This window comes from Bradyrhizobium sp. LVM 105 (genome assembly GCF_003957705.1).
GTDB lineage: Bacteria > Pseudomonadota > Alphaproteobacteria > Rhizobiales > Xanthobacteraceae > Bradyrhizobium > Bradyrhizobium frederickii.
Map to the genome: position 1 here is coordinate 162,910 of NZ_QZMV01000013.1, position 15,950 is coordinate 178,859.

Here is a 15,950-nt window from a genome sequence, read left to right on the forward strand (position 1 = left end):
CAAGCCTCACTCCGCGAGCTGAAACCGCTCGAACCGATCGAGCTCCTCCTCGATCCCCTGCTTCAACTCCTTGCGGCCCGCGGACTTCTTCCCCTGCCCGACCCAGGTCCATTTCTGCATCAAGAGCTTCTTGGCCTGCCGGTCGGTCTTCAGATCGAGCGCGGCGACGATCTCGTCGCCGACCAGCACCGGCAGCGCGAAATAGCCGAGCTTGCGCTTGGCCTTCGGCACATAGGCCTCGAACAGATGGTTGTAGCCGAAGAAGAGATTGGTGCGCTTGCGCTGGATGATCAGCGGATCGAACGGCGAGAGGATGTGGACCAGATCGGGCGAGACCGCCTCACTGTTCGGCTCGAGCACGGCGGGCGCGGCCCAATGCTCCTGCTTGCCGGCGCCGTCGATCGCAACGGGCACGAGCTCGCCGCGGCGGACGCGGGAGGCAATCAGACCGGCCACCGCCTTCTTGCGCGGCGCGTCGAGGTGGCAGATCGAATCGAGGCTCACCACGCCTTGCGAGCGCAATGCGCGGTCGAGCAGATAGGTCGTGATCTCCCTTGCCGAGGCTGGCCTCGGCAGCCTGTCCCAGCCGAAATGGCGCGCCATCAACTCGTAGGTCTTGAGCATGCCCTGCCGTTCGCTGACGGTGACGGCGCCGGTATAGAAGGCCAGCTGCAACGCCCGCTTGGAGGGCTTGCGGCTCTGCCACAGGTGTTCCTTCTCGACGAGCACGTCATCCTCGATGTCGCGGATCGTCAGCGGACCGGCCCGCAGCAGCCGCATCACCTTGCGCATGTCGGCGGGCTTCACCGAGGCGAACCATCTGTGCCCCTCGCGCCGATGCTCGCGCATCGCCGGCAGGAACATGCGGAAGTCGCCGGTCGGCACGTAGGAGAGCGCATGGGTCCAATACTCGAACACGCTTTTGTCGATGCTCTGGGCATGACGCAGATCGGCCCGGCGATAGGACGGGATCCGGCTGAACAGGATGTGATGATGGCAGCGTTCGATGACGTGGATGGTGTCGATCTGCACATAGCCGAGATGAGCGACCGCATCCGCGACGGCCTGTGCTCCCTGGCCGAACGGGGTGCGCTGATCCAGCCGCTGGGCGTGCAGCCAGATCTGCCGGGCCTGTTTCGTGGTGAGGGGATGGGGTTTGGGCGTGCGTGACATTGCAGAATGCAATGTAGCGAGATTCGCGCCAAGGCAAAGAAGCGGGAACGAAAAAGCCGCGCTGCCATCTGCTGCCAGCGCGGCCATGTGTGAGACGGCGGAGATTACTTCATCGCCATCGCCTTCTCGGCGTTCAGATAGTGCTTGCAGGCGCCGCGCATGTTGCCTTTGCTCATGTCAGAATTGGCCGAGGCCATCGACTTCCTCGCTGCGATCTTGCCCGGCGTGTCTTCGCCACCCATCCCGGCAACGAGCTTTGCCATGTTTGCACTGGTGCACGCCATCTTGGCAGCCGACGCGGGAGTCAGAGCGAGTGCCACGAATGCCGTCGCAAGCAACAGGGTCTTCATCAAATTTTCTCCTCAAGAAAGGAAGCCGGCTTGATGCCGGCCACGCACGGACATTCTTCAGCGACAAATTTATCAAGGAGAAGACATTTTCCTTGCTGCGCCGCAGCGCCAGCGCATCATCAGCGTGCGGCTTTTGGGCGCTCCCCGACGCTACCGGTCGCGACATCTGGCTCACAGGAGGCCTTGCCGCGTCCCTCGGACTGGCAGCGATAGACCTCGCCGGTGAGCCGGTCGACCAGCCACATATTTTCCTCGGTCGGCGCTTCCAGCCCGACATAGCGGGAGGTCAGCCCCGCGATCAGCGTCGAAAGCAGAATCGCCACCGCGATCATCGCTGCGCCGATATAGATCGGCATTGAGCTCACGAACACCGTCCGATCCGGCGGGCCGCTGCGATGAGACTGGTTGTCACGTTGATAGTCGCGCGGCCTCAGCACTGGATGGAACTCAGCCCCTCTCACCAACAAAATGTCGAGTGATCGAAACGTGCTAGGCGGCCATCTGGACGAATTCTTGTTCGCGGGCCGGCCGCGAGGCGTCGCCTTTGCGACGATGGGGCAGTGCAGCTTCGAGGTTCCCAGCTGCGAATCAGGCCGCAGACGATCCAACCGGATCGGAGTCTTCGCCCGTAATCTCGAATGTGACGAACATCACATCGAGGCCTTTGAACCTGCTCTAGGCTCGCAGCATCAAATCGCCAACAGGCGTAACAGCGAGGATACGACAATGACCCGTTTTGATAAGTTTTTTGGACTGAAGGCGATTACTTTCTCCGCCGCCCTGTCGATGACGGCGGGGCTGGCTCTGGCCGGCGACAACAACGTCTCCACTGGCCAGATCCTGGATGCACTGAAGCCGAAGCCGGCGACCCGCGGCCTGTCCGTCGGTCCGCAGACCGATACGACCGCACAAGCCAAGGAAGCGACCTTCCTGAATACCGTGCGCAACCGCTCGACCCGGTCGCTCTCGACGGGCGAACGCGAGCAGATCGCCGAGCTCGCGGCGACCAAGCCGAAGATCGATCTGGAAATCCAGTTCGATTACAACTCGGCCGATATCGCCAAGACCTCGATGCCGTCGGTGCAGGCGCTCGGCAAGGCGCTGTCCGATCCGGCGCTCAAGGGCTCGACCTTCGTGGTCGCCGGCCACACCGACGCGACCGGCGGCGAAGTGTACAATCAAGGCCTCTCCGAACGGCGCGCCGACACCATCAAGAAGTACCTGGTGCAGAACTACGGCCTCAACGGCAACGATCTCGTCACGGTCGGCTACGGCGAGACCAAGCTGAAGGACGCAGCCAACGGCGCCGACCCGATCAACCGCCGCGTCCAGGTCGTGAACATGGACACCAAGACCGCGTCGAAATAACTCGCCATCATCGCGCGAAACACGCCGCCTGCCGCAGCCCGGCAGGCGGCGATGTCATATCCAGCTCTGGAACAGCATCAGCCGGTTGAAGCTCCGCATCGAGGTGCCGATAAAGGCCGCCGAGATCGGCAGCATGACCGCAAAGCCGATCGCCGCAACCCCGACATAGGCCCAGAGCAGCCAGCGCGGCAGGCCGTCCCGGCGCAGCACATAGACCAGCGCGAGCGAGGCCGCGGTGGCGGCCGGCAGATAATAGTAGATGAAGCCCAGCGTGCGCGGCAACAACGCCCAGGCGAGCCAGGGACCGAAATAGAACGCGGCGATCAGAAACGCATCCCAGCGGCGCTCGACGACGAAATCGCGCAGCACGAGCGCGAGCGCGAGAAGCGCCGGCCACAATACCAGCGGATTGCCGAGGAAGACGACAGCGGAGACATTGTCCTCCGCGGTCTTGTCGAACAGAAACCACACCGGCCGCGCGAGCAGCGGCCAGGACGGCCATGAACTCATGTAGGTGTGCCCGGCAATCGCGGTCGTGGTGTTGTCGGCGAAGATCCGGCGCTGCGCCTCGACCAGCTCCGGCACCGACACCCCATAGAGCGGAACGAAGGCGGCGAGATAAGCCACGGCTGGCAAGATGGCAAAGCACAGCGCGACATGATGCAACCGAAGGCCGGGCCAAAGGTCCGGCCGATACCAGTCGTCCGGCTTCGCGTCGGCGAACAGCGTGCGCCAGCCCTGCATCAGGCGGACCACGGCAACGATGACGATGCAGACGCCGAGCGGAAACAGGCCGCTCCATTTGCAGGCAGCAGCACAGCCGAACAGGCTGCCCGCGAGCGCGAACAGCGCCTGCGGCCGTTCTCGTCGAAACCCATGCATGAAGGCGGCGGTCGCGAGCAGACCGAACCCGAGCGCAAAGATGTCGAGCATGGCGATGCGCGCCTGCACGTACAGCATCTGGTTCAGCCCCGCGATCAGCGCCGCGGCGATCGCGGGGCCTTGCGCCGAGAACAGCGCGAGGCCGCATAGATAGATCGCGACGATCGCCAATGCGCCAAACAATGTCGCGGGATAGCGCCAGCCGAGCGCGTTGTCGCCGAAGGCCACCATCGAGATCGCGATCAGCTCCTTGGCCAGCGGCGGATGCATCGGATTGAGCATCGGCTGCGACATCGCCGGGGCCAGCATCTGCCGCGCCGCCGGCACGTAATGCACCTCGTCGAAGACGAATTTTTCCGGCGTCGTCAGACCGATCAACAGCGCGAGATGCGCGACCAGGAAAATCGCGACAGCAATGACTGCGCTCCGCGACACCTTGGGAACTGCGGATGATTGAAGCGGCTGCTGAAGGGCTGTTTTGCGTGGCAAATTTGCGTCACCGCGGACAAAAGTGAAAGCTTCGTTTTTCATTGAACGCATTCTGCCGCAACTGTCACTAAGCATGACGCACGTCCCGCGCCGCTTGTGATAATTCCGCCACATCACAAGCAAGCGCGATCCGGTACGATCAGGGACATATCGATCGGTTGCGAAATGAATCTGCGTTTCTGGCTTTTCCCCATTCTGTTGTCGGCCGCATTGTGCGCAGGTCCTTCCGCGCTGGCACAGACGCGCGTCGGCGAAGCCGTCGTGATCCAGAACGAGGTGGTGCGCGTCGCTGCGACCACGACGCCGATCAATGTCGGCGACAGCATGCTGCGCGACGAGACCGTGCGCACCGGCGCCGACAGCGCCGCGCGTTTCGTGATGGCCGACAGCACCAATCTGTCGCTCGGGCCGAGCGCGACGCTGAAGCTCGACCGCACCGTCTTCAACGACGAGCACAGCTATCGCGACGTCGCGATCCGCATGACCACCGGCGCCTTCCGCTTCGTTACCGGCAGCTCCGACAAGTCCGCCTACAAGATCACGACCCCGCTCGCGACCATCGGTGTACGCGGCACCACGCTCGACATCCTCTCGCAGCGCGGACGCTCCGTGGTCGTGCTTCAGGACGGCGCGGCCAGCGTCTGCACGAGAAGCGGCCAATGCCTGCAGCTCACCCAACCCGGCGACACCGCGATCATCACCTCGACCGGCGGCAAGGTCGGCATCACCAAGTCCAACACGCCGCCCTGGACCTTTGCCGCCAATTGTGCAGCGAGTGCCGGGCTGTGCGCGGTCAACCAATACGCCGGCGCCTCGCCGACCCTGACGCCTGCCGTCCAGGACGACGGCATGCTGTGCGGACGCTGACGATGGCAAAATTCACCGTCCGGCGCCTCATCCTTGCCGCTGCGCTGGCCGCAATCGCGGCGTTTGCGCTCGTCACTTTCAACGCCCGCCCGGCGGCTGCGCAGAATTCGGAGTGCGGGTCCGAGTGCGGTGAACCAGAGCCCACTCCGTCCCCCACCTATTCTCCGTCGCCAAATCCGTCACCCACTCCGACCCCCTCCCCGTCGCCCAGCCCTTATCCGTCGCCTTCGCCGAGCCCGTCCCCTTCGCCGAGCCCGTATCCTCCGCCGTCGGGACCCACGGGCGCAGATTCCAGCGGCAATTCGATCGGCGGTCTCGCCAATCAGCGCTTCAACCAGATGATCACCAACCGGGTGCTCGGCACGGTGCTGCTCGGCGTCAACGAGCAGGTCAATTGCGGCGACTGCGTCAGCGCGTTCGGCTCGGCCGGCTCGTTCTCGGCCGGCATCCACGGCCGCAAGCAACTGACTAACAATCTCTCGCTGCTCGCCGGCATCGCTTACACGCACTACGAAGGGGGCGGCTACGAGATCACGAGCGCACCGATCGGCGCTTTTGCGTTACGCTATGACTTCACCGATTGGGGCTCGTCGCGCCCGTTCTTCGACGTCGGGACGATCCTGACGCCGTGGGAGAAGGCGCGCTACACCCGCAGCTACGACACCAGCCTCGGCCCGGTGAGCGTGACCAGTTCGACCAACGCCTCGAACTACGCCGTCTATGGCCGGGCCGGCTGGATCAGCCGCCTCTCGCCGCGCGACGAGGTCGCGGCCTCGATCGAGGTCTGGCAGCTCTGGCAGCGCGTGTCCGGCTACAGCGACAGTGCAGTGGCATTCAATCCATTCGACGCCAGCATCGCTGATGGCACCGACCGCACCAGCCTGGTCAAGATCGGCGGCCAGTGGACGCATCTGTTCGGCAGCAACGTCGAGACCAACATCAATGGCGGCTGGGTGCAGTCGTTTGCAAGTCACAGCGGCATCGTGGCAACCGTGACCGGCCAGGGCACCGTGGTGCCGACCATGGGCAACCAGGGCTGGTTCGAATATGGCGGCCGCCTCGGCTTCCGCGTGCAAAAGGGCTGGATCGTCGACCTGTTCGCCAACGGCACGCTCGGCCCGCAGCCGGTGGGCAACACCATCCACGGCGGCGTTGGGCTCAGGATCAATTATTAGCGGCGGCCAGCTCTCTTAGGGTGGGCAAAGCGACTTGTCCGCCGTAGCTCAAAGAGCGAAGGCGGAAGCGTGCCCACGACTTTTCTAACCAGGGATGGTGGGCACGGCGCAAGAGCGCCTTTGCCCACCCTACCGCACCGGCGCTGATGTCACGCCGCCGACTTGCCCTCGAACGCGCGGCGCAACGCGTCGACATCCAGCTTCACCATCTTCATCATCGCCTGCATCGCACGCGCGGCGGCGGCCTTGTCGGGGCTCGACAGGAATTCGAACATCACCTTCGGCACCACCTGCCAGGCCACGCCCCAGCGATCCCTGAGCCAGCCGCACTGCTCTTCCTTGCCGCCATGAGCGAGAAAGGCATTCCAGACGCCGTCGACCTGGGCCTGGTCGTCGCAATGGATCATCAGCGAGATGGCGTGAGTGTACTCCATCTTCATGCCGCCGTTGAGCGCGACCAGCGGCTGCCCGGCCACCGTAAACTCGACGACCAGCACGGAGCCCTCCTTGCCGGAAGGACCATCCGAGACGTTGCGCTGAACGTGCGTGATTGCCGAGTTTGGCACCAGTGAGGTGTAGAACTTCGCGGCTTCCTCGGCATCGCCGTTGAACCACATGCAGGGTACGACCTTGGACATCGTGAATGCTCCTCTAGGATTTGGCGTCGGGGTACGGCGATCAGGCATTCGCCATGGCGGGCTGCGGAGGGACAGCCGCCATATCCAGCCAGTTCACACCCCACATATGGCCATCCGGATCCTCGAAGCTGCGGCCGTACATGAAGCTGTATTCGTCCTTGGGGCTGGGATCGGCCACCCCACCCGCGGCCTCGGCCCTGCCGACGATATCATCGACCTCGTGGCGGGTGTCGGCGGAGAGGCAGAACAGGGCCTGGTTCGAGGTCCTTGCATCGGCGATCGGCTTGGGCGTGAACTGCCGGAATTTGTCGTGAGTCGTCAGCATCGCGTAGATGGTCTCGGAGAAGACCATGCAGCTCGCCGTGTCGTCACTGAATTGCGGGTTCCGGGTCGCCCCGATCGCCTCATAAAAGGCGGTCGCACGCTTGAGGTCGGTCACGGGCAGATTGAGGAAAATCATCCTGGGCATCGGAAGCTCCTTGGGCGGGGTTCTGCCCAAGGACGGATGGGCCGACAGCCATCCGACAGCGCTTCCGGATATTTTTTAAGGCCGCCTGCCGCGTCTGCGCATAGAACCGGCAGGCGGCCCGTCAGGCTTATTTCTTCTCGTTCGGATCCCGATGCACCGGATCGATCCACAGCACGGTCTCGGGCTTCTCGACGGGCTCGATGTCGAGATTGATCGCCACGGCCTCGCCGTCGCTGCGCACCAGCACGCATTCCAGCACCTCGTCCGGGCTGGCGTTGATCTCCTGATGCGGCACGTATGGCGGGACGAAGATGAAATCGCCGGGACCGGCCTCCGCAGTGAATTGCAGGCGCTCGCCCCACCTCATCCGCGCCTTGCCCTTCACGACGTAGATCACGCTTTCGAGATGGCCGTGGTGATGCGCGCCTGTCTTGGCATCGGGCTTGATGCTGACCGTGCCCGCCCACAATTTCTGCGCGCCGACGCGCGCGAAATTGATCGCGGCCGCACGATCCATGCCGGCCGTGGACGGCACGTTGGTATCGAGCTGGTTGCCGGGAATGACACGCACGCCGTCATGTTTCCAGCGATCGTCATGATCGTGATCATGGTGGGAATGCGAGTGGTCATGGCCGGTCATTGGGCTTGCTTTCTGTTGGTTCCGTGCGCGGCAAACTAACCCGAAGCCGCGCCCGCGAGCCATACCAAAATCGGAACTCTCTTAGCTGCGGGACGTTGTCCTCGCGAGCAAAATGAAAAGGAGAGTTTCATGGGCAGCACGACCGACAAGATCAAAGGTAACGCCAACGAGGCGATCGGCAAGGCCAAGCAGGGCATCGGTGAAGCCACCGGTTCCGACCGCCTGAAGGGCGAAGGCGCGGTGCAGGAAGTGAAGGGCAAGGGCCAGCAGGCCATGGGCGACGCCAAGGACGCCGCCAAGGATGCGATCGACCGCGCCGCGGCAGCCGCAAGGCGCGCGGCCGAGTGACGGCCCGGCAATCTGAATGCGAAAAGACCGGCCTTTGGGCCGGTCTTTTTGTTTCGACTGCTCTCTACGTCATGGCCGGGCTTGTCCCGGCCATCCACGTCTTTGCATGCGGTTCGAAGAACGTGGATGCCCGGGACAAGCCCGGGCATGACGTCCGGCTACGCCGTCACTTCACCGCGAGCAATTCCACATCGAACATCAGCGTCGCATTCGGCGGGATCACGCCGCCGGCGCCGCGCGCGCCGTAGCCGAGCTGCGGCGGGATGATCAGCGTGCGCTTGCCGCCGACCTTCATGGAGGCGACGCCCTCGTCCCAGCCGGCGATGACGCGGCCCTTGCCGATCGGGAATTCGAACGGCTCCTTGCGATCGACGGAGCTGTCGAATTTCTTGCCCTTCTGGCCGTTCTCATAGAGCCAGCCGGTATAGTGCATCACGCAGATCTGGCCGGGCTGCGGCGAGGCACCGGTGCCGACGGTGGAATCGATGATCTGCAAGCCTGAAGCTGTGGTCATGGTCTTTCCTGCGGTCTGGGCCGAGGCCGTGGTGGAAACGAAATGCGACACGCCGGCGATCACGGTGATCGCGAGCGCCGACATCAGGGTGAGGAGCGCGCGCTGGAAACGCTGCATAAGGCACCTTCCGTTTGAGGCGGAAGGTGTCTAGCGCAACGCGGGTGGGGTTTCCACCCCTCACACCTCGATATTTTCCAGCCGGACCGGGAGCTTGCGGATGCGCTGGCCCGTAGCGTGATAGATCGCATTGCAGATCGCCGCATTGGTGCCGACATTGGCGAGCTCGCCGACGCCCTTCACGCCGACGGGATTGATACGGTCATCCTGCTCGGACAGCAGAATGACCTCGACGTTTGCGACGTCCGCATTCACGGGCACGAGGTAGTCGGCGAGATTGTCGTTGACGTAGCGCGCATTGCGCTCGTCGATCTCGGTCGCCTCCAGCAAAGCCGAGGACATGCCCCAGATCAGTCCGCCCATCAGCTGGCTGCGCGCGGTGCGCGGGTTCATGATGCGGCCCGCGGCGAAGGCGCCGACCAGGCGGGGGCAGCGGATCTCATGCGTGAAGCGATTGACCCGGACCTCGACGAACTCCGCGCCGAACGCATAGGCGATCTGGTCCTTCATCTGGTGACCGCCCACGAGCCGCACCTGCCCGCTATGCATGGCGCGGAAGGAATCCAGCGGCGCGCCTTCCGGCTTCCACTCGCCATATTCCTCGACGACGCCGACCCCGAGGGCGTCGAACGCCTTCTCCAAATCCAGCGGCCGGTCGCCCTTCGCTGCCTGCGTGGCCGGCGTCTGGCCGATACCAACAGTCTCCTTGGCCTTGTCCGTCAGGCTTTGGCCCGGCATTACCGCCTTGAACAGGCGCTGCCGGATCTGGTCGCATACCATCGTCACCACGGAGCAGGTGCTGGCAGTGGAGTTCGAGCCTCCGGCAACGGGGGCCGGCGGCAAATCGCTGTCGCCGATGAAGACCGCGACCTTCTCCAGCGGCACGCCGAGCCTTTCGGCCGCAGTCTGGGCAATGACGGTGTAAGCGCCAGTGCCGATCTCGTGGCCGGCGATCTCGACCCGGGTGCGGCCGTCGCGCTGCAGCCGTACGCGCGCTGCGGCGGGTCCCATATGCGCCGGATAGCAGGTTGCGGCACAGCCATAGCCGATCAGCCAGTCTCCGTCCGACATCGATTTCGGCTGAGGCGAGCGCTCCGCCCAGCCAAACGCCTTGGCGGCCTCGTCGAAACAGGCCATCAGCGAGCGCGAGGTGTAGGGCTTGCCGCCGATGGGCTCGTTGGTGGTGTCGTTGATGCGGCGAAGCTCGACCGGATCCATGTTCAGCTTGACCGCGAGCTCGTCCATCGCGCTTTCCAGCGCGAACAGATACGGCACTTCCGGTGGCGAGCGCATGAAGCCGGGCGTATTGCGGTCGGCCCGCACGATCGAGACGAGGCTGTCGACATTCGGACAGGCATAGAGTCGCGTCGTCGTCTTGGTGCCGCCGACGCAATAGGCGTCGGGGCGCGACGACACCTCGGCGCCCTCATGTCTGAGCGCGACCAGCTTGCCGTCAGGGCGCGCGCCAAGCTTGATCTCGTGGCGGGTCTCAGCACGGTGAGTGGTGATGGTAAAGCCCTGGTCGCGGGTCGGGACCAGCTTGACCGGCCGGTTCAGGCGCTTGGCAATAGCCGCGATGATGGCGGTGCGCGGCGTCATCGAGCCGCGCGCGCCGAAGCCGCCACCGACATAGGGGTTAACCACGCGCACCTTGTCGGCGTCGATGCCGAGCTGTTCGGCGACCCCATACTTCAGGCCGTAGACGAACTGGCTCGGCTCGTAGATGACGAGCTCGTCGCCCATCCAGGAGCAGCTCGTCGAGAACAGCTCCATCGGATTGTGATGCTGCGTCGGCGTCTCGTAGGAGGCGGTCAGCTTGACCTCGGCCTCGTCGAATGCCTTGGCGAAATCGCCGACTTTCGGGTCTTCCTTGAACTGGGCATTCTGCCCCTTCGCAGCCGCGATGGTCGTCCCGGGCGAGTCGAAGGTCGCGCTTGGCGTGGTGGCGGTGTAGCTGACCTTGACGCGGTTGGCGGCATCGCGCGCGGACTCGTAGGTCTCGGCAACGACAACCGCGATGATCTGGCCGTCATGGGCGATATCGGCCGATTTCAGCGGCTGGATCGTCGTGCCCGCATATCCGCCGTTGCTGAAGAGCTTGGAGTCCTTCAGCTTCGGTGCGTTTTCGTGGGTGACGATATCGATCACGCCGCGGACACGCCTGGCCTCATCGAGATCGAGGCTGTCGATCCGCCCCCTGGCGATGGCGCTGGTGACGAGGAAGGCATAGGCGGGGTCGGAGAGCGGCATGTCGGACGCATAGGTTGCGCGTCCCGTCACCTTTACGACCGCGTCATAGCGCGGCACGGGCTGGCCCATATTCGTCTTCGGCTGGGGAGCAGCAGCGGTCATGATCAGATCTCCATCGTTACGGCCTGCTGGAGCGCACGTGCCACGACGCGCTTGCCGAGCGCGATCTTGAAGCTGTTGTGCCGCCGCCCCTTGGCCTCCGCGAAGGCGGCATCGGCAACACGCTGCGCCAGGCCGTCATCGAATCTCTGTCCCTTCAACAGCGCCTCCGCCTCGCGCGCCCGCCAGGGCACGGTGGCGACACCGCCAAGCGCGACGCGCGCATCGCGGATCGTGCCGTTCTGCACGTCGAGCGCGACCGCAGCCGACGACAGCGCAAACTCGTAGGACTGCCGGTCGCGCGCCTTGAGATACACCGAACGGGGCCAGCGTCCGGAAATGGAGAACGCCGAGATCAGCTCACCCGGTTGCAGCGTGGTCTCGATCTCGGGTGTGTTGCCGGGCGCCTTGTGCAGCTGGGCAAACGGCAGGGTGCGGGCACCGGATTTTCCGGTGATTTCGACACTTGCATCCAGGGCGATCAGCGCCTGCGCGAAATCGCCGGGATAGGTCGCGATGCACTGGTCGGAGACGCCGAGCACCGCATGCATGCGGTTGACGCCGTCCATGGCGGCGCAGCCGGAGCCGGGATTGCGCTTGTTGCAATTCTCGTAGGACACGTCGCGGAAATAGCTGCAACGCGTTCGCTGCATCACGTTGCCGCCGAGCGTCGCCATGTTGCGCAGCTGGGCGCTGGCCGCGAGCTTCAGCGAATTGGCGATCACCGGATAATTGCGCTGAATTTCGTCGTGCGCGGCGACATCCGACATCTTCGCCAGGGCGCCGAGGCGCACGCCATCGCCCTTGGGCTCGATTGCAGACCAGTGGCTTGCGAGCGGATTAATGTCGACGATCGCGGCGGGCCGCATCACGTCGAGCTTCATCAAATCGATCAGCGTGGTGCCGCCGGCAAGCGGCTGCGCGCGGGCTTGGGTCAGCGGATTGTTCGCGGCCGCAGCGGCGCCGAGCGCCCGCACGGCCGCATCAGGGTCTGTTGCCCTTTGGTACGAAAACGGTCGCATGCGCCTAGCCTTTCATGATCTCGGGCGCGGCCTGCTTCACCGCGGCGACGATGTTTGGATAGGCGGCGCAGCGGCAGATGTTTCCGCTCATATATTCGCGGATGTCGGCCTCGCTGCCCGCATGCCCCTCCTTGACGCAGGCAATTGCGGACATGATCTGGCCGGGCGTGCAATAGCCGCACTGGAACGCGTCGTTGTCGATGAAGGCCTGCTGCATCGGATGCAGGCGATCGTCGGTGGCGAGGCCCTCGATCGTCGTGACCTCCTGCCCCTCGGCCGCAAGCGCGAGCGTCAGGCACGATACCACCCGCCGGTCGTCGATCAGCACCGTGCAGGCGCCGCATTGGCCGTGATCGCAGCCCTTCTTGCTGCCGGTGAGCTTGAGATGATCGCGCAGCGCATCGAGCACCGTGGTTCGCGCATCGATGTGCAGGCGCTTGTCCTTGCCGTTGACCCGCAGGGTGACGTCGACGGGAAGTGCCGGATCCTGAGCCGCCGGGACCCTGGCCTCCTCTGCGGCCGCGCGCGCCGTGATCGGGACGAGCGCGCTGCCGGCCGCGCCGGCCATGAAGGCGCGCCGATCGAATGCTGATTGTCTGGAACTTGGTGTGTCGGACATCGACGCCTCCGCCGCTGATCTCTCAAAGCAGCGCACGCCTGCACCGCTCATCGCCCCTTAACCTGAAGCAATGAGGTCCGTTCCGAACGGGAAAGGGCGATGCGGCAAATGCGTCATCGCCCTTCGTCAACTTTTCCTGATGTCGCGCGGGGAACTCGCGCTGCGATCAATAACCCAGTGCGCAGCCGTCCTTACGCGGATCGGAACCGCCGGTGAGCGTGCCCTTGTCCCAATCGATCCAGATCGCTTGCGCGCCGCCGAGCGGACCGACCACGCTGGTGGTCTTGTGGCCGAGCTTCTTCAAGCCCTCGACGATTGCGGCCGGCACGCTATCCTCGAGCTGATACTGGCCCTCGTAGTGCAGGCCGCGCGGCATGTCGATCGCTTCCTGCACGTCGCAGCCGTAATCGAGGATGTTGGTCAAAACATGGGTCTGGCCGGTCGGCTGATACTGTCCGCCCATCACGGCGAACGGCATCACGGAGCGTCCACCCTTGGTGAGCAAGCCCGGCATGATCGTATGCAGCGGGCGCTTGCCGCCTTCGATGCAGTTGGGATGGCCGGGCTGGATGCGGAAGCCGCCGGCGCGATTCTGCAACAAGATGCCGCTCTTGTTCGAGACGATGGCCGAACCGAAGGAATGCGCGATCGAGTTGATGAACGAGCAGACGTTGCGGTCCTTGTCCACGACCGTGATGTAGATCGTCGACGGATTCATCGGCGGTGCGACGTTCGGCAGGTCGAGCATGCCGTCCATGCGGATCTTGCTGATGTGTTCGTCGGCAAAGCCCTTCTCGAGCATCTCGGCGACGTTGATCTTCATGTGCTCGGGAGAGGCGACGTGCATCTCGCGGTTCATGTAGGCGATGCGGGCGGCTTCCGCTTCGAGATGGAAACGCTCGACGCTGACGGGCGCGTACTTGGTCAGATCGAAGCGCGACAGGATGTTGAGCATCAGGAGCGCGGTGACGCCCGGGCCGTTCGGCGGGCACTGCCAGAAGTCATAGCCCTTGTACATGGTGCCGATCGGCGTCGTCGTCTCGGTGGTGTGCGCGGCGAAGTCGTCGAGCGTGTGCAGGCCGCCGATTGCCCTGAGGGTCTCGACCATGTCTTCCGCGATCGGGCCCTTGTAGAAGGCGTCGCGGCCGTCCTTGGCAATCGCCCGCAGGGTCTTGCCGAGCTCCGCCTGGCGGATGACGTCGCCGGCCACCGGCGGCTTGCCGCCCGGCAACAGGTAGCGGACGGTGTTGGTGCCGGCCTTCAGCTTCTCGAACTGGTTCTTCCAGTCGAAGGCGATGCGGGGCGCGACCACGTAGCCCTCCTCGGCGGCCTTGATCGCGGGCTGGAGCAGCCGGTCGAAGCCGAACTTGCCGTGATCGCGCAAGACGGTGGCGAAGGCATCCACCACGCCGGGGATCGAGACCGCATGGGCCGAGGTCAACGGCACGGAGTGGATCTTGCGTTCGAGATACCAGTCGGCATTCGCCGCCTTCGGCGCGCGGCCGGAGCCGTTATAGGCGATGATTTTGCCTTCGCCGCGCGGCTGGACCAGCGCGAAACAGTCGCCGCCGATACCGGTCGATTGCGGCTCGATCACACCGAGCACCGCCGAGCCCGCCACGGCCGCGTCCACCGCGGTGCCGCCCTCGCGCAGCACCTCGATCGCCGCGAGCGAGGCCTGCGGGTGCGAGGTCGCGACCATCGCGTTGGTGGCGTGGACCGTGGACCTGCCGGGGAAATGGAAGTTTCTCATCGAATTTCTTGCTCTCTTGGCCGTGGGCGCAGGTGGCGCGCCATCTCGGAAAACCGGGTCTACATGGCACATTCCCGCGGCCCTCGGCAATGCTGGCATGCCAGCAAAATGGCTGCCATCCGCTGGACGTATAGAGCTTCGAGGCCGGCGGCCATGTGGGTTTTCCGGGCGGCGGGCGCCTGCTAAACGAGCCGCCATGTCTGATCCGCATTCGGCCACCAAGGTCGCCGCCTTCTACCAATTCGCCGCCCTCCCGGATTACCGCGAGCTGCGCGAGCCCCTGCGCGCGTTCTGCGCCGGCCTGAAGCTGAAGGGCAGCGTGCTGCTGGCGCAGGAGGGCATCAACGGCACGCTCGCCGGCGCGCCGAACGCGATCGACGCCCTCGCCCATGAGCTGGCGCACGGCGACATGTTCGACGGCAGGCTCGACAATCTCGAAATGAAATTCTCGACCGCCGGGGCGATGCCGTTCGGGCGGCTCAAGGTGCGGCTGAAGAAGGAGATCGTCACCCTTGGCGATAAGGCTGCCGATCCGACCCGCCAGGTCGGCACCTATGTCGATGCGAGCGAATGGAACGCACTGATCTCCGCGCCCGACACGCTGCTGCTCGACACCCGCAACGCCTTCGAGGTGGCGATGGGGACGTTCGAGGGCGCGGTCGACCCCGGCATCAGGAGCTTCGGCCAGTTCAAGGATTTTGCCGCCGAGCGGCTCGATCCGGCAAGGCATCGCAGGATCGCGATGTTCTGCACCGGCGGCATCCGCTGCGAAAAGGCGAGCGCGCATCTACTCGCGCGCGGCTTCGCCGAGGTCTATCACCTCAAGGGCGGCATCCTCAGATATCTGGAAGAGGTGCCGGAGGCGCAGAGCCGCTGGCGCGGTGAATGCTTCGTGTTCGACGAGCGCGTCGCGCTCGGCCACGGTCTGCGCGAACGGAATAAGGACGCAACGCGTGACGAATGAGATCAGGACGCTGAGCGAGCGCATCGACACGCTGGAGACGCGGCTCGCCTATCAGGACGACACGATCGAGACGCTGAACCAGACCATCACCGCGCAGTGGAAGCAGATCGACATGCTGACGCGGAAGATCGCGGAGCTCGGCCAGCGGCTGCAGGAGGCCGAGGCCAATGCGCCTGGACCTGCCAACGAGCCTCCGCCGCATTATTGAGCGGC

The 15,950-nt window shown here is 64.6% G+C and carries 18 protein-coding genes; 6 read left to right on the forward strand and 12 right to left on the reverse strand.

Annotated elements, in window-relative coordinates; translation table 11 throughout:
• Positions 1-6 precede the first annotated feature (6 nt).
• The 3 genes from D6B98_RS29380 to D6B98_RS29390 form a co-directional block, all read right to left on the reverse strand.
• Complete coding sequence (locus D6B98_RS29380; RefSeq protein ID WP_126260520.1) at positions 7-1,173, reverse strand: winged helix-turn-helix domain-containing protein; 1,167 nt, start codon at positions 1,171-1,173, stop codon at positions 7-9.
• A 104-nt stretch (positions 1,174-1,277) separates the two neighbouring features.
• A complete protein-coding gene (locus tag D6B98_RS29385; protein WP_126260521.1) occupies positions 1,278-1,523 on the reverse strand; it encodes a hypothetical protein in 246 nt (81 codons plus the stop codon).
• Positions 1,524-1,642: 119 nt separating this feature from the next.
• Complete coding sequence (locus D6B98_RS29390; protein ID WP_126260576.1) at positions 1,643-1,879, reverse strand: hypothetical protein; 237 nt, start codon at positions 1,877-1,879, stop codon at positions 1,643-1,645.
• Positions 1,880-2,249: 370 nt separating this feature from the next.
• Between D6B98_RS29390 and D6B98_RS29395 the strand changes: the two genes are divergently transcribed.
• The gene (locus D6B98_RS29395; RefSeq protein ID WP_126260522.1) at positions 2,250-2,891 is read left to right on the forward strand and encodes an OmpA family protein; all 642 of its coding nucleotides are present in this window, start codon (positions 2,250-2,252) and stop codon (positions 2,889-2,891) included.
• Positions 2,892-2,945: 54 nt separating this feature from the next.
• Here D6B98_RS29395 and D6B98_RS29400 read toward each other — a convergent pair whose 3' ends face one another.
• On the reverse strand, positions 2,946-4,376 hold the full coding sequence (locus D6B98_RS29400; RefSeq protein ID WP_126260523.1) for a phospholipid carrier-dependent glycosyltransferase: 1,431 nt from the start codon (positions 4,374-4,376) through the stop codon (positions 2,946-2,948).
• Positions 4,377-4,427: 51 nt separating this feature from the next.
• Between D6B98_RS29400 and D6B98_RS29405 the strand changes: the two genes are divergently transcribed.
• Both D6B98_RS29405 and D6B98_RS29410 read left to right on the forward strand, forming a co-directional pair.
• On the forward strand, positions 4,428-5,129 hold the full coding sequence (locus D6B98_RS29405; protein WP_164718941.1) for a FecR family protein: 702 nt from the start codon (positions 4,428-4,430) through the stop codon (positions 5,127-5,129).
• A 2-nt stretch (positions 5,130-5,131) separates the two neighbouring features.
• Complete coding sequence (locus D6B98_RS29410) at positions 5,132-6,304, forward strand: hypothetical protein (protein WP_164718942.1); 1,173 nt, start codon at positions 5,132-5,134, stop codon at positions 6,302-6,304.
• Positions 6,305-6,453: 149 nt separating this feature from the next.
• Here the strand turns inward: D6B98_RS29410 and D6B98_RS29415 are convergent, their stop codons facing one another.
• From D6B98_RS29415 to D6B98_RS29425, 3 genes are all read right to left on the reverse strand, one after another.
• A complete protein-coding gene (locus tag D6B98_RS29415; RefSeq protein WP_126260526.1) occupies positions 6,454-6,942 on the reverse strand; it encodes a VOC family protein in 489 nt (162 codons plus the stop codon).
• 40 nt (positions 6,943-6,982) lie between these two features.
• Positions 6,983-7,411: a VOC family protein gene (locus tag D6B98_RS29420; RefSeq protein ID WP_126260527.1), complete on the reverse strand. Its 429-nt coding sequence runs from the start codon at positions 7,409-7,411 to the stop codon at positions 6,983-6,985.
• Positions 7,412-7,538: 127 nt separating this feature from the next.
• Positions 7,539-8,051 carry a cupin domain-containing protein gene (locus tag D6B98_RS29425; RefSeq protein WP_126260528.1) on the reverse strand — a complete coding sequence of 171 codons (513 nt, stop codon included), beginning with the start codon at positions 8,049-8,051 and terminating at the stop codon, positions 7,539-7,541.
• Between the two features lie 129 nt (positions 8,052-8,180).
• Here D6B98_RS29425 and D6B98_RS29430 point away from each other — a divergent pair, with 129 nt between their 5' ends.
• Complete coding sequence (locus tag D6B98_RS29430) at positions 8,181-8,399, forward strand: CsbD family protein (RefSeq protein WP_126260529.1); 219 nt, start codon at positions 8,181-8,183, stop codon at positions 8,397-8,399.
• A gap of 166 nt (positions 8,400-8,565) precedes the next feature.
• Here D6B98_RS29430 and D6B98_RS29435 read toward each other — a convergent pair whose 3' ends face one another.
• The 5 genes from D6B98_RS29435 to ggt form a co-directional block, all read right to left on the reverse strand.
• Positions 8,566-9,030, reverse strand: a complete 465-nt coding sequence (locus tag D6B98_RS29435; protein WP_018323238.1) for an FKBP-type peptidyl-prolyl cis-trans isomerase — start codon at positions 9,028-9,030, stop codon at positions 8,566-8,568.
• Positions 9,031-9,090: 60 nt separating this feature from the next.
• Entirely contained in the window at positions 9,091-11,382 is a 2,292-nt protein-coding gene (locus D6B98_RS29440; protein ID WP_126260530.1) for a xanthine dehydrogenase family protein molybdopterin-binding subunit, read from the reverse strand.
• Between the two features lie 2 nt (positions 11,383-11,384).
• A complete protein-coding gene (locus tag D6B98_RS29445) occupies positions 11,385-12,401 on the reverse strand; it encodes an FAD binding domain-containing protein (protein ID WP_126260531.1) in 1,017 nt (338 codons plus the stop codon).
• 4 nt (positions 12,402-12,405) lie between these two features.
• On the reverse strand, positions 12,406-12,969 hold the full coding sequence (locus tag D6B98_RS29450; RefSeq protein ID WP_126260577.1) for a (2Fe-2S)-binding protein: 564 nt from the start codon (positions 12,967-12,969) through the stop codon (positions 12,406-12,408).
• A gap of 217 nt (positions 12,970-13,186) precedes the next feature.
• The gene (gene ggt, locus D6B98_RS29455) at positions 13,187-14,773 is read right to left on the reverse strand and encodes a gamma-glutamyltransferase (protein WP_126260532.1); all 1,587 of its coding nucleotides are present in this window, start codon (positions 14,771-14,773) and stop codon (positions 13,187-13,189) included.
• A gap of 196 nt (positions 14,774-14,969) precedes the next feature.
• Between ggt and trhO the strand changes: the two genes are divergently transcribed.
• Together trhO and D6B98_RS29465 are read left to right on the forward strand one after the other, a co-directional pair.
• Entirely contained in the window at positions 14,970-15,737 is a 768-nt protein-coding gene (gene trhO / locus D6B98_RS29460) for an oxygen-dependent tRNA uridine(34) hydroxylase TrhO (RefSeq protein ID WP_126260533.1), read from the forward strand.
• Positions 15,727-15,945: a SlyX family protein gene (locus tag D6B98_RS29465; RefSeq protein WP_126260534.1), complete on the forward strand. Its 219-nt coding sequence runs from the start codon at positions 15,727-15,729 to the stop codon at positions 15,943-15,945. The genes trhO and D6B98_RS29465 overlap by 11 nt, the downstream gene beginning before the upstream one ends.
• The last annotated feature ends 5 nt before the right edge of the window (positions 15,946-15,950 follow it).

Coding starts and splice junctions, on each gene's coding strand:
- D6B98_RS29380 (WP_126260520.1), bottom strand. CDS start 1,173: ATGTCACGCACGCCCAAACCCCATCCCCTCACCACGAAACAGGCCCGG.
- D6B98_RS29385 (WP_126260521.1), bottom strand. CDS start 1,523: ATGAAGACCCTGTTGCTTGCGACGGCATTCGTGGCACTCGCTCTGACT.
- D6B98_RS29390 (WP_126260576.1), bottom strand. CDS start 1,879: ATGCCGATCTATATCGGCGCAGCGATGATCGCGGTGGCGATTCTGCTT.
- D6B98_RS29395 (WP_126260522.1), top strand. CDS start 2,250: ATGACCCGTTTTGATAAGTTTTTTGGACTGAAGGCGATTACTTTCTCC.
- D6B98_RS29400 (WP_126260523.1), bottom strand. CDS start 4,376: ATGTGGCGGAATTATCACAAGCGGCGCGGGACGTGCGTCATGCTTAGT.
- D6B98_RS29405 (WP_164718941.1), top strand. CDS start 4,428: ATGAATCTGCGTTTCTGGCTTTTCCCCATTCTGTTGTCGGCCGCATTG.
- D6B98_RS29410 (WP_164718942.1), top strand. CDS start 5,132: ATGGCAAAATTCACCGTCCGGCGCCTCATCCTTGCCGCTGCGCTGGCC.
- D6B98_RS29415 (WP_126260526.1), bottom strand. CDS start 6,942: ATGTCCAAGGTCGTACCCTGCATGTGGTTCAACGGCGATGCCGAGGAA.
- D6B98_RS29420 (WP_126260527.1), bottom strand. CDS start 7,411: ATGCCCAGGATGATTTTCCTCAATCTGCCCGTGACCGACCTCAAGCGT.
- D6B98_RS29425 (WP_126260528.1), bottom strand. CDS start 8,051: ATGACCGGCCATGACCACTCGCATTCCCACCATGATCACGATCATGAC.
- D6B98_RS29430 (WP_126260529.1), top strand. CDS start 8,181: ATGGGCAGCACGACCGACAAGATCAAAGGTAACGCCAACGAGGCGATC.
- D6B98_RS29435 (WP_018323238.1), bottom strand. CDS start 9,030: ATGCAGCGTTTCCAGCGCGCGCTCCTCACCCTGATGTCGGCGCTCGCG.
- D6B98_RS29440 (WP_126260530.1), bottom strand. CDS start 11,382: ATGACCGCTGCTGCTCCCCAGCCGAAGACGAATATGGGCCAGCCCGTG.
- D6B98_RS29445 (WP_126260531.1), bottom strand. CDS start 12,401: ATGCGACCGTTTTCGTACCAAAGGGCAACAGACCCTGATGCGGCCGTG.
- D6B98_RS29450 (WP_126260577.1), bottom strand. CDS start 12,969: ATGGCCGGCGCGGCCGGCAGCGCGCTCGTCCCGATCACGGCGCGCGCG.
- ggt (WP_126260532.1), bottom strand. CDS start 14,773: ATGAGAAACTTCCATTTCCCCGGCAGGTCCACGGTCCACGCCACCAAC.
- trhO (WP_126260533.1), top strand. CDS start 14,970: ATGTCTGATCCGCATTCGGCCACCAAGGTCGCCGCCTTCTACCAATTC.